The organism is Streptomyces sp. NPDC089424 (assembly GCF_044749345.1).
In the GTDB taxonomy this organism is placed as follows: Bacteria; Actinomycetota; Actinomycetes; order Streptomycetales; family Streptomycetaceae; genus Streptomyces.
On the sequence record NZ_JBIVHU010000001.1, the window covers coordinates 1,516,816 to 1,528,692 of the forward strand.

Below are 11,877 nucleotides of genomic sequence, written 5' to 3' on the forward strand. Positions count from 1 at the left end.
CGCGGCGCTGGGCCGCGGGGGCGGGGCGGACCAGTAGCCGGGCGCTTCACCTTACGAGAACCGCCGCGCGTATCCCGACGCGGTTCTGCAGGGTTTCGGAAGTGCTTGAGACACCTTTTGAGTGTACGTTCCGTCCCACTTTCATTGGTTGTCCAATCTTATATTCGGTTTCTGGTGAGATGGGTGAGCTGGCCGACACGCTGTGTGTGCGGCCGGCGGCTCCCGTGCTTCGCGATCGCGGGCGATGGCAGCAGGATGCGGTCGTGACGGGGCCGAAGCCGGAGTGCCCGATGATATGGAGTCTTCGGGAGCTGGAAGGTGGCGCGACCCAGGAGACTTCTGGGAAGCCCTGCCGCCCGCGGCCAGGTGTTCCCGCTGGAGGCGGGATTGTCAGAGGTGTCTGTCACGCTCTGGCTATGGAGATGACGCTGCAACTGACGATCGACTGTGCTGATCCGCAGAGGATGGTGGTGTTCTGGAGTGAGGCTCTGGGATACGTACCCGAACCTGCACCGAGCGGGCATGCCACGTGGCGGGAGTACTGGGCAGCCATGGGGGTGCCGGAGGAGGAGTTGCCCGATGGGGCGGGCGACGTCCCGGAGTCGATCGTGGATCCCGCGGGACGAGGGCCTCGCGTGTGGTTCCAGCAGGTGCCGGAGCCCAAGGCCGTGAAGAACCGCATACACCTCGATCTGAAGGTCGGTGGCGGGCGCGATGTGCCGTTGGCGGTCCGCACGCAGAGGGTCACCACCATGGTGGAGAGGCTGGTCGCGGCGGGCGCCAGCGTGCTGCGGATTGCAGATGAGCCGGACATGGGCCATTACGCCGCTCTGATGCAGGACCCGGAAGGCAACGAGTTCGACGTTGTCTGACGAGTCGGGCGCGTCGCACATTGTTGGCGCCGGGACCAGGTCGGTGGTCTGCTGGTGGGACAGCAGGGTGACGACGGCTTGCACGGTGTCGCTGCCGTGGCTGCGGCGGGCCGGCGCGCGGGGCGCCTGACTACTCGGATCCCGGTTCCGTGCCGCATCACCTCAGCCACCGGTTCGGCGATCACACCGGCAGACAGGCCCGAAGGATCGAGAACTCGACGCCTCAACGCCTACCGCGCACCAAATCGTCAGCTGCGGTCCTTCTTCTCCAGCTCCTCGACGTAGTTGTACGCGGCGGCCTGGGCGACGTGCCGACTCTTGGATCAGCGCGACCCTGACCCGCAGTGGCCAACTGGGCCCGTGCGCCGCCCGGCCAGAACGCTCCTACGGGCGCTTGGACGAGGCAGTCGACCGCGCGGGCTCGGCAGGAGAGGTCAGCCGCGCATCGCCACGTGGTACGCCGAGGCCCACAGCACCACCGCGCTGCCCAGCCCCACCACGAACCGCACGCTCTCGCTCGCCAGGCCCGCCGCGACGAGGACGAAGCCGACGGCCGCGAGCACGGTCAGCAGCGCCGCCGTCCACTTGTACTGCCACTGGTCGTACAAGCGGGCCAGCGGGAAGAAGTGCAGCCCCACGACGAGGGCGATGCCCGCCGGGATGGCCTCGGGGTGACCAGAGGCGTTGGAAGCGGCGATGACGGCGAAGATGGCCACCAGCTCGATGGTGTTGACGACGCCCACGCCGCGCGCCCAGTTCGCCGGCAGGTTCACCATTCGGGGCGAGGGAGCCGAGTCCTTGCGGTAGCCCAGGTAGATCGCCACGGCCGTGAGCAGCAGAGCCGCCACCTCGATGCCGATCGGCGCGACGTCCGTCGCCGAACCGGTCCCGGAGGCCGCCGCCACTGCCCAGACGAGCGCGAACAGCGAGAGCACGAGCGTGCCCCGGCGCCGCAGATTGCGGGTGAGGGCGAGGCACTCGGCGTCCGTGGCGGACGGGGTGGGGGGCGTAGATGTCACGCGCGGAGACTACCCCGGCCGGGAGGTCTTCATCGTCGTCTTTTTTTTGCCCAACTCCCGCCCTGCCATGGGACATTCTTCAGCCGATTACGACGTTCCTGATCGCGTCCCGAACTCACGGGCCCGGTCGGGCGCCACCCACGTTTGCCGGCTCGACCCTGGGCTGCTGCGAGGCGGGCACGGAGGCCGGGCGATCACGGCGAAGGGCGGAAGCAGCCCTCGCCGGCGAGTCGGCAGGTCAGCGGCGGGTGAGGCGGGTGAGGGTCACGCCGTTGGGGAAGGCGGTGCGCTCGGCGACACCGAACGCTGTGGGATCGAAGGCACCGTCGAAGGCTGGGATCCCGGCGCCGGCGACCACCGGGTAGCTCTTGATCACGAGTTCGTCGATCTCGGGGAGCAGGGTGCCCGCGAGCTTGCCGCCCCCGCAGAGCCAGACGTTCAACTTGTCGTCCTCCTGCTTGAGTTCGTGGACGAGGGCGAGCGGATCGTCCGGGACGACGGTGACTGCCGGGTCGATGTCGGCTTTGAGCGTGCTGGAGACGACGTACTGGCGTAGATGCGTGTAGGGGCTTGTGATCCCGGCGTCGAGAGCGGGTCGGTAGGCGCCGAGGCCCATGAGGACCGTGTCGAAGTGCCGGTTGGGCGTGTCGTCGAGGCCGACGGCAGCGCGGTACGCCGTGGGGACGGTCTCGGGGTACAGGGTGTTGGTCCAAGCGCTGTAGGCGGCGGTCTGCTGTTCGTCGCCGGTCGGGAAGAAGTCGTACTCGCCGCCGGGGCCGGCGATGCGGCCGTCGAGTGTGACGGCGATGTAGTACACGAGCTTTCGCATCTTTGATAACTCCGTCTGTAGTACTCTTGTTGTAGTGGTTTGAAGTTAGTACTACAGATGGAGTGGTGTCAATGGTGAGACGGAACGAGCAGCGGCGCGCCGCACTCGTCGACGCGGCGATCGAGGTGCTGGCCGCCCACGGGGCACGCGGACTGACCTTCCGTGCGGTCGACAACCAAGCCGCTGTACCGGCTGGCACGGCGTCGAACTACTTCTCCAGCCGGGACGACCTGTTCACCCAGGCCGGTGCCCGTGTCTATGAACGGCTCCAGCCCGACGAGGCCACGATCGCCCGCCATCAGTCGGCCCGCCGTGACCGGGAGACGTACGTGGAGTTGATGCGGGAACTCGTCGACCGCGTCTCCTCGTTCCGCACCGGCTACCTCGCACTGCTGGAGCTGCGCCTTGAGGCCACCCGTCGCCCCGAACTGCGGAGGATTCTCACGGAACGGGTACGGGCCGACGTCGACGCCAACGTCGCCTACCACGAGGCATCCGGCCTTCCCGGGGATGCCATGGCCGTCAAGCTGCTCATACTGACTCTCAACTGGCTGATCGTCGAGCAACTCACTCTGCCGGACGTGTTCTCGGAGGGCGAGCGAGAACAGCTGGTGACGGCAGCGGTCGAGCGCATCGTGGCGGCGCAGTAGGCGACTCCGCACGTGAACCGGTTGCTGACCTGGCTGATGCGGCTTGGTGCATCGGAGGTCGGACGGGCCGACTGGACGGATCGCACAGTAGGCAAGGCGGTGGAGCGCCGGAGGTGTTCCGCGTACCGTCGGCTCCTGTCGTGCCGGGGTCGGCTCCGCTGGTGCCGGTATCGACTCGGATCACTGCCGAGGATGGATTGAGTGATGTGTGATGGAACTTCGTCCCGCTGCCCCTGCTGATGCCGCGCCTGTCGCTGCCTGGCCGACATCTTCGGCGGAGGCCGTCATGTGGTGCGGCCGGAGCGAGTTCCCTGTGGCTGAACAGACGATCTCAGGGTGGTGGCAGGACGACGACGTGCAGGCCCATGTGCTCGTCGACGGCGAGAAGCTCCTCGCCTACGGCGAGTTGTGGTTCGACGCCGAGGAGAACGAGGTCGAGCTTGCACGGCTCGTCGTGGATCCCGACATCCGGGGTCAGGGACTGGGGCGGGAACTCGTCCGACGTCTGCTCGCCCGTGCTGTCGAGGCCGGATTCGACGATGTCTTCATGCGCGTGCATCCCGGCAACGACAGGGCGCTCAGGTGCTACCTGGGTGCCGGGTTCGAGCCGGTAGATCCCGGACTGGCCGATGACTGGAATGCCGCCCAGCCGGTCAACTACACGTGGTTGCGCGGCGTTTCCGCCGCTGCCGATGACCATGCCGGTCAATCCGTGACGAGGCCGTCGGCCCGGTAGCCCGGGTTTCGTCGTCCGGTTTCCCCGGCGTCGGCTGACAGCCTTGCGGTGGGGGGAGCCAGGACAGCGGTCATGTGTTGCGGTTGGGCGCCTGCGGCGAGAAGCAGGGAGATCGTCTCGGGGTAGGGCCCGGTCATCGCCCATTCGAGCGGGGAACGGCCCGTGCCGTGATCTTCGCGGAGATTGGGGTCGGCGCCGTGGGCGAGGAGGGCGCGCACCGTCTCGGTATGACCCCAGCATGCGGCCGCGCAGAGCGGCGTGCCTTCCGCGCCGCGGCCGCTCTCAATGTCGGGCAATGCCCCGGCTGCCAGCAGGCACAGGACGTTTTCGGCGGCTCCGGTGACGGATGCCGCATAGAGCGGCGTGGTGCCCTCGGTGTCGCCGGCCTCCGCGCAGGCGCCGGCTCGCAGCAAGGCGTTGATCCGGGTGCTGTCGCCGAACGTCGCCGCCGCGACGAGACGCTTGGACAACTTCTTCTGCCGTCTCCTGTTCACGATCGCTCAGGCTAGCCACCCGCGGTGGTGTCTGTGAGGGGCCGAGGTGGCGGTCGGTCGGGCCGAGGTACGGCGGAGGGCGCAGTGCGGATGTCAGCGGGTGCTGGGCGGGCCTTCGAGGATGGTGGGGATGTAGTCCAGGAGTTGCAGACGGCCGTCGAACGTGCGGCTCTCCACCAGTTCCAGGCTGATGTCCGGGTATTCGTCGAAGATGCGTCCCTTGCCGGTGGCGCCGGTGATGACGGGAAAGACGACCAGTCGAAAGCGGTCGACCAGGCCGGCTTTCAGGAGGGAGCGGCTCAGGCTGAGGCTGCCGATGGTGCGCAGGGGCCGTGACGCGTGCTGCTTCATGTCCCGCACCGCCTCGACGGCGTCGCCGGTGACGAGTTCTGTGTTCGCCCAGGACAGCGGCTGCCGCAGAGTCGAGGAGAACACCACCTTGGGCATCGCGGTCAGTTCGGCGAGCCCGGTCTCGTCGGGCATGTCGGCCGCGAACCGCGACATGAGGCGGTAGGTCGTGGCACCCATCAGGCTGATGTGCTCCTTTTCGGAGCCGTCGTCGAGCCAGCCGAGGTATTCCGGCCCTTCCATTCCCCAGAACCCGGGCCAGCCGTCCGCAGCCGCGTAGCCGTCGAGCGAGATGATGAAGTCCACCATGAGGCTTTGCATGAGCCCTTCCCTTCAGCAGGAGATCTCCAGGTATCGGTGATGACTGGTGGGGAGAGGGAAACTCATCGCCGCCCGGCCGGCCGGGGCGCCGCTGCGCGTCTTCGGGGCGTTGGACACCGGCCCGGGGACATCCCACGGGCCGGTATCGCTTTCCGGTGTCCGCCCGGTGGACCACAGGGGCGGCTCTGCAGGGGGTGTCAGTCCCCGTCGATGAGCTTCTGGTAGGCCTTGGCGTCGAGCAGGGGGTGGGAGGAGCCCTTGGCGGTCTTGATCTTGTAGAGCCACATGCCGTACGGGTCGGAGTTGACTTCGTCGGGGCTGTCGATCACCTCGTCGTTGATCGCGGTGATCTCTCCGTTGACGGGGCTGAACAGATCGGATGCCGCCTTGACCGACTCGACCACGCCGATCGCGTCGCCCGCCTCGACCGCCTTGCCGACAGAGGGCAGGTCGAAGAAGACGATGTCACCGAGGGTCTTCTGGGCGTGGTCGGTGATGCCGACGGTGACGGTCCCGTCGGGCTCGGTGCGGATCCACTCGTGGTCTTCGCTGTACTTGAGTTCGGCGGGCACGTGGGACATGTCAGCTCCATCAGCCGTGGGGGGTGCAGCAGGGCCGGTCGCCCCTGTCGGCGGCCGGCAGGGACAGCCTCCTGCACCTCGGGGCAATGACGTGTATTTCGCCCTCCACAGTCAGCAGTGTGGGTGACGCCCGCCCGGGCCAGAGCTGCCTATGCCAGTTCGACCGTTGGCTGGCATCAGAATCCCGGGGCCGGGATGAAGCGCGGCCACCACGGGGGCACACCGCTGGGGCATGAAGGAGTGGTGGCGCCGTCCCAGAAGACCGTGATGACGCACCAGACGACGGCGAGGAGTGTCACCACGAGGGCGAAGGCATGGAGAAGGGGCCGGCTGCCGGTGAGCACACCCACCGCGACCCAGACCAGCACCAGGAGCGCCCACAGACCCGGGATGAAGAGGAAGAGGAGGAAGCCGCCGTTGGCCGCATTGTTCACTCCCACGTCGCACTCATTCAACGACCTGCCCAGAAGCAGGGCGGCAAGCACTGCGAGAGCCAGCCCCACCAAGATGCCGAGACATCCATGCAGGCGTCGGCTCCCCATACGCCACCGCCCCCATTCGCCGTCCGCTCCGGGAAGCACCGTATCCGCACCGCTTGGCACTGCATCCACCCCTATTGCCGGCCTGACCAGCCAGAATTGGCATGATCCTAGTCAGGAGAGAGGCGCTTCCGGAGAAGGACGGCCCTGTTCGAGCCACATTCCGTCGCGCATGATGACTCTCCCTCGTAGCTCCGGCTCGCCCCGCCAAGCGCGCACAGTGGTCGGGACCACGCGTACATACAGAAAGGACCCCTCCTCCTTGCGTGGATCCCACCCGAACTTGTCGGCGAACGCCTCCGCTGCGTCTCGGGGTACCTCCTGGTCCGGGTAGCACTCCGCCTGCCCCTGAAGGAGCACCACGTCGTTGCTGTCCGGTTGGGCCAGGCGCACGCGCGGCTCGATATGGACGTTCCGCGCTGTCACGGATGTGGCGCCGGTGCACATCCACACCGCTCGCCCGTCCCACATGAACCACAACGGCACCTGGTGCGGCCCGTGATCCGGGTGACCCGTGGACACCCATACATCCCGCTCGGCAACGAGCCGCTCCAAGACGTCGCGCGTACGCTGCGCCGTATCGCGCCGAACCATTCCTGTGGTCTCCATGAGGACCGAACCTAACCAAGCAGGCGCGAAGCGCGCCTGAGGCGTAGGACCTACTCCCAGCGACCGATGACCCCCTCAGCTTCTCCTCTCCGTCCGTCCAACAGCTGGGTGTGCGGCCGGCGGTGACAGCAGAAGGCCTGGGTATGCGGCCCAGGCCGACGCCGAGCCGATGGTCCCGTCCACTGCTGCCCTGGGACGGTGGCGCCGGCCGTGTTCTTCGGCCTGCTGTCGACTCAGGGCACGCTCAGGTCATCGCTCCGAACGTGCCCGCGAAGTACACCAGCGGCCGGGCTTCCACCCGGTGCTCGAAGTGTCGGGCGTCGCCGACGAAGATGGTGTGGTCGCCGCCGGGGAGTTCCGCCGAGACGTCGCAGACGACGGAGGCGATGGCGTCCTTGAGTACCGGAACACCGTGTTCCTCGCTGACGCTCACGCCCGCGAACTTGTCCATCTTGGAGGTCGCGAAGTGGGTGGCGAGACCCTGACCGTCCTCCCCGAGGATGTTGACGGCGAACCGTCCGTGCTCGGCGATCGCGCTACGGGTGAAGAGGTGGTTGCTGATACAGACGATGAGCTGCAGGGGGTCCATCGACAGGGACGTGACGGCACTCGCCGTCATGCCTATCGGGGCGCCTCCCGACCGGGTGGTGATGATGCTGACCCCCGTGGCGAGTCGGCTCATCGTGGCCCGGAAGGCGTGCTTCATGTCAAGGGTTTCGTGCATCTCAAGGCTCTCGGACATCGGTAGACCTCCCGGCAGATCGAACTGAGCCCCGTGGGTGAGTTGCAGCGTGCTCCAGTGCCCGTCAATGACGGCGAAACTGAGGCCATTCATGCGGCGAAGCGGGCATTTCATGTGCGGGTCCCGGTCCCGGTGGCGGTGGCCGGTCTGATGGCGCAGCCGGCCCGCCAGGTCCTGATCTCTCTTGAGGGACAGGGCTGTACGCCCGGCCCCGAGGGCTCAGTCCTGGTCGGGGGCGAGGACGAAGGTGTGCCGCAGCAAGGTGTAGGACTGGTCCGTGCGGTTCCCGTACGGACCGGTACCGGCTTCGTGGGAGGCGAAATCGACCACGAGCGAGTTCTTGACGCCGAATACCGGGTCCTGCTCCAGGTACGGATCGTCCGACGGAAACAGCGTTGTCGTCATCCGCTGGAAGCCGGGCATGTCGATGACCACGTGGACGTGCGCGGGGCGCATCAAGGACCGGTCCGCGGCCCGCATGAGCTCGCCCACCGTGCCGTCCCCCGGGATCGGGTAGCTCGCCGGACGAATGGAACGGAAGGCGAAACCACCCTGGCCGTCACTGCGCAGCAGGGCGCGCATCGCGGTCCCTTGCAGGCCGGGGACGTCGACGTCGTAGTGGCCGTCGGTGTCGCTGTGCCACACGTCGACAGGCGCACCGACGACCGGCTCGCCCTCGTGGTCGGTCACCAGGCCCTCGAAGAAGAGCGGGGTGCCCGCGAGGCCCGCGGAGATGTCGGCGGAGTGGGAGTGCTCCGGCCGGTCCTCGCGGAAGAAGGGGCCGAGGACGCTGTTCTCGGTGGCCGACGACTCGCGCTGGTGGTTCACCGCGTCCACCAGCATGGTGACGCCCAGGACATCGGAGAGCAGGATGAACTCCTGCCGTGTCGGGGTGCACAGGTGACCGGTGCGGGTGAGGAAGTCGATTCCGGTGGCCCACTCCTCCTCGGTCGGTCCTACTTCTCGGACGTAGGCATGGGTGTGGCGGACGAGCGCCTCGAGAAGCTCGGCGGTACGGCGGTCCTTGGCGCCGTCCAAGGTGGCGATCACCGTGTCGGTGATGGATTCACTGGTGAGGTCACGCATCTAGGGCTCCCTTGTGAGGAACGTGTCGTGGTGGCAAGTGCCCAGGTGACGGTCGGACGGCGGCGGGGCGTTCGCCGGCCCATGCGCGGGACAGCAGTGCCCTCGCCGACGAACGGTCCACGGGGCGCGGATTCCCGTAGTCGTTCTGGACGATCAGGTCGGCTGCCCGATCGATCCCCGCCTCCGGCATGCCCAGGTCCCGCAAGGCGCGTGGTGCGCCGAGTTCCCCGACGAAGTCGAAGAGTGCGGCCGCCGTACCGCCCTCGGAGCCGGGAAGGGTGCGTGCGACGCGCCCGACGGCATCGGGCGCGGCCGCCGCGTTGAAGGCGAGAACATGGGGAAGCACCGCCGCGTGCGTCTCGGCGTGCGGCAGGCCGAAGGTGCCACCCAGCACATGACACACCTTGTGGTGCAGCGCCATCCCGACCGACCCGAGGCAGGTGCCTGCCAGCCAGGCGCCGTACAGTGCCCCGGCGCGTGCCTCCACGTCGTCCGGGCGCGTCGTCACCGCCGGCAGGGAACGGATCAGGGCGTCGACCGCCTCACCCGCCATGAGGTGGACGATGGGGTCGTAGTCCTGTCCGTAGAGCGCTTCCACCGCGTGCGCCAGGGCATTGACGCCGCTGACCGCGGCCGTGGACGGAGGCAGCGTCAGGGTCAGGTCGACGTCGTACACAACGGTCCGGGGGAGGATCGCGGGCAGTCGTCGCGTGGTCTTGCGGCTGCCTTCGGTCTCTCCCAGGATCGGAGTCATCTCCGATCCCGCGTAGGTCGTGGGCACCGCGAGTTGCGGAAGCCCGGTCCTGGCCGCGATGGCCTTGCCGAGACCGATCGTCGACCCTCCTCCGACGCTGAGCACGCCGTCCGCCCTTACCGACCGGACGTACGCCACCGCCTTCTGCGTGACCTCGACCGGTGTGTGCATGGCCGCCTCGGCGAAGTGCCCGACCGCCGCCGCGCCCAGGAGATCACCGATCTCGGCAGCCGGTCCGGCCTGGTCAGGGGTGGACAGCACGACCATGCGCTCGCGGCCCATGCGGTCGACCTCGTCGGGGATGCGGCTGCGGGTGCCCCTGCCGAACACCACCTTGGTGTGCTGTCCCCGATGAACGAACTTCCTCATCCGAATTCCTCCCTCTGTGCTCACCACCCTGCCGACCGTGATGAGCGGATCGACGACGCGGCGACCGGCCGGCGGCGACCTGACCCAGGGCCCACGCGTCGATGCGGCGGGTGAGGCACGCGGCCGATGTGCTCGGCCCGCGGATCGCGCGGGCCGAGCACATCGGGGCCGTCATGCGTCCTGGGTCTTGATGTAGTCCGGCTGATCCTTGTCGTCCAGCGAGAAGCCCTGGTTGGCGGCGGCCGCCCCGGCGGAGGCGGGCCTGGTGGCGACGGGCGCGACGGAGCCGAACAGCTCCTCCCGCTCGGCGACGGCGCGTGCGGTCATCTCCTCGGCGGTGCCGAGCCCGATCGCCTCGCGGGCCAGTTCGGTGATGGTGCCGCCGGGGTCGGTCGAGATGCGCTGCATCGTCAGCAGCTTGATGAGGAACAACGGCGTGCCCTGGAACCGCTCGAAGGACCGGAAGCGGCCGGCCCAGTCGCTGAGGAACCGGTCCTGGACGAACTTGAAGAGCCGCACCCTGTCGTGCGCGCTCAAGGTCGTGCCGTGGAACATCTCCAGCAACCTGGTGCCGATACCGGGAACCTCGAAGTCCTTCGCGCTCGGCGACAGCACCGCGGAGCGGCCGCACATCTCCACGAGCTTCTCCGTCAGCCGGCTCACGTTCTCGAGGTAGTGCGCGCGGCCGAAGTCGTAGAAGATGTTGTTCGGCTTGCACAGCCCCCTGGGCGTCACGAACGCGGTCGCCTCCGAGGCGATGCTGAAGGCGCGCAGCGTCTCGTGGAAGCGGACGAGGTCGGCGATGTCGGATCCCACGACCGGGTGCTGGGCGGTTCCGGTCGACTGGGCGATGAGGACCGCCAGACCGGTCATGAGCTCCGCGTTGACGATCATGTGGTGCAGGGTGTCGGCGTGCTCGAAGTCGAACGTGCGCTGCGCGTACAGCCGGGAGTGATCGACGTCGCCCAGGTGGTAGATGTGCTCCCACGGGATGAGGACGTTGTCGAAGTACGCCATGGAGTCGAGCTCGTCGCCGAGGCTCGACAGCGGCCGCTCGAAGCCGGCGTCGGCGGGTGTGGCGTTGGAACGGCGGCCCACGTGCGTGACGTTGGGGTGGTTGACGGGGACGCTCGCCCAGATGATGTGCTCCGGTTCCGTCCCGGGCTTCACGATGTTGCCGAGCAGAATCGTGTCGGCGAAGATGACCGCGGTGGAGACGCCCTTCCAGCCCTCGACCACGATGCCTTCGTCGTTGCGCTCCTTGACGCGGAGCATCGGGTTGCGTGCGGCCACAGTGGGGTCCGAGCGGTCGCGCTGGACGTCGTTGAGCAGGGGGACCGTCCAGAGGTCCGCGTCGCGGTTGGTCTCGAAGTCCGCGATGATGTTGCGGGCGAGGTCGACGTGCGGGGGAGTGTCCTTCGACAGCTCGGCCCAAGGGGCGGTGTCGTCGACGAGGGCGTACCAGTTGCCGTTGTTGCTCTGGGGGAGGCGGCCGAACGCGCCGCCGCCGAAGCTGCGGATCACCTGGTTGGCGTAGTCGCGCCGTCGTTCGAGGTCCTGCTGGTCTCGCGGATACAACCAGCCGATCGGGCGTCGCGTGCCGTCCTCGTCGACGAAGGTCAGCGAGGCCTGGTTCTCGGGCTCGTGATGCATGTCGTAGAAACGTGCGGCCTGCTCGGCGTAGCCGCGGGTCAGAGGGTGCTTCGTGACGTCCTCGATGCGCTCACCGTCGATGATGACGTTGCGCCCGTCACGCAGAGATTCCAGGTATTGCGAACCGGTCCTCATGGTCATGCCTCCAGTTCTTCCAGGGAGGCTCATCGTCGTGACCAGGGCGTTAACCATCCGCGAGACGGTGTTAGCTTGGCGTTTAACTACGGTTGCGGCTCATGAAGGTGCTCCTGCGCGACGGCGAGGTCTCTTTTCCT

Annotated in this window: 13 protein-coding genes and 1 pseudogene; 3 read left to right on the top strand and 11 right to left on the bottom strand. The window is 67.8% G+C overall.

Annotated features, from left to right (window positions below; genetic code table 11):
• Positions 1-416: 416 nt before the first annotated feature.
• Positions 417-872 (top strand): VOC family protein, encoded by a 456-nt coding sequence (locus ACIP2X_RS06690; protein ID WP_401668351.1) that lies wholly within the window; start codon positions 417-419, stop codon positions 870-872.
• A 434-nt stretch (positions 873-1,306) separates the two neighbouring features.
• Here ACIP2X_RS06690 and ACIP2X_RS06695 read toward each other — a convergent pair whose 3' ends face one another.
• Entirely contained in the window at positions 1,307-1,891 is a 585-nt protein-coding gene (locus ACIP2X_RS06695) for a DUF7010 family protein (RefSeq protein ID WP_401668353.1), read from the bottom strand.
• Between the two features lie 238 nt (positions 1,892-2,129).
• Positions 2,130-2,720: a dihydrofolate reductase family protein gene (locus ACIP2X_RS06700; protein ID WP_401668355.1), complete on the bottom strand. Its 591-nt coding sequence runs from the start codon at positions 2,718-2,720 to the stop codon at positions 2,130-2,132.
• Positions 2,721-2,791: 71 nt separating this feature from the next.
• On the opposite strand from ACIP2X_RS06700, the gene ACIP2X_RS06705 reads away from it, so the two are divergent.
• Together ACIP2X_RS06705 and ACIP2X_RS06710 are read left to right on the top strand one after the other, a co-directional pair.
• Positions 2,792-3,370 carry a TetR/AcrR family transcriptional regulator gene (locus tag ACIP2X_RS06705; RefSeq protein WP_401668357.1) on the top strand — a complete coding sequence of 193 codons (579 nt, stop codon included), beginning with the start codon at positions 2,792-2,794 and terminating at the stop codon, positions 3,368-3,370.
• A gap of 211 nt (positions 3,371-3,581) precedes the next feature.
• Positions 3,582-4,106, top strand: coding sequence for a GNAT family N-acetyltransferase (locus ACIP2X_RS06710; protein WP_401668360.1), 525 nt, complete (start codon positions 3,582-3,584; stop codon positions 4,104-4,106).
• An 80-nt stretch (positions 4,107-4,186) separates the two neighbouring features.
• Here ACIP2X_RS06710 and ACIP2X_RS06715 read toward each other — a convergent pair.
• The 9 genes and pseudogenes from ACIP2X_RS06715 to ACIP2X_RS06755 all read right to left on the bottom strand — a co-directional run.
• Positions 4,187-4,600 (bottom strand): annotated as a pseudogene (locus ACIP2X_RS06715) (ankyrin repeat domain-containing protein); the annotation flags it as partial.
• Between the two features lie 93 nt (positions 4,601-4,693).
• Positions 4,694-5,269: a dihydrofolate reductase family protein gene (locus ACIP2X_RS06720; RefSeq protein WP_401668363.1), complete on the bottom strand. Its 576-nt coding sequence runs from the start codon at positions 5,267-5,269 to the stop codon at positions 4,694-4,696.
• A gap of 197 nt (positions 5,270-5,466) precedes the next feature.
• Positions 5,467-5,850, bottom strand: a complete 384-nt coding sequence (gcvH, locus tag ACIP2X_RS06725) for a glycine cleavage system protein GcvH (RefSeq protein WP_401668366.1) — start codon at positions 5,848-5,850, stop codon at positions 5,467-5,469.
• Between the two features lie 176 nt (positions 5,851-6,026).
• Positions 6,027-6,290, bottom strand: coding sequence for a hypothetical protein (locus ACIP2X_RS06730; RefSeq protein WP_401668369.1), 264 nt, complete (start codon positions 6,288-6,290; stop codon positions 6,027-6,029).
• Between the two features lie 213 nt (positions 6,291-6,503).
• The gene (locus ACIP2X_RS06735) at positions 6,504-6,998 is read right to left on the bottom strand and encodes a pyridoxamine 5'-phosphate oxidase family protein (protein WP_401668372.1); all 495 of its coding nucleotides are present in this window, start codon (positions 6,996-6,998) and stop codon (positions 6,504-6,506) included.
• Between the two features lie 244 nt (positions 6,999-7,242).
• The gene (locus tag ACIP2X_RS06740) at positions 7,243-7,740 is read right to left on the bottom strand and encodes a flavin reductase family protein (protein ID WP_401668374.1); all 498 of its coding nucleotides are present in this window, start codon (positions 7,738-7,740) and stop codon (positions 7,243-7,245) included.
• A gap of 219 nt (positions 7,741-7,959) precedes the next feature.
• Positions 7,960-8,826, bottom strand: a complete 867-nt coding sequence (locus ACIP2X_RS06745) for a dioxygenase (protein WP_401668377.1) — start codon at positions 8,824-8,826, stop codon at positions 7,960-7,962.
• Complete coding sequence (locus ACIP2X_RS06750; protein ID WP_401668379.1) at positions 8,819-9,949, bottom strand: maleylacetate reductase; 1,131 nt, start codon at positions 9,947-9,949, stop codon at positions 8,819-8,821. Before ACIP2X_RS06750 ends, ACIP2X_RS06745 begins: the two co-directional genes overlap by 8 nt.
• 171 nt (positions 9,950-10,120) lie before the next feature.
• Complete coding sequence (locus ACIP2X_RS06755; protein WP_401668382.1) at positions 10,121-11,743, bottom strand: 4-hydroxyphenylacetate 3-hydroxylase N-terminal domain-containing protein; 1,623 nt, start codon at positions 11,741-11,743, stop codon at positions 10,121-10,123.
• Positions 11,744-11,877 lie beyond the last annotated feature (134 nt).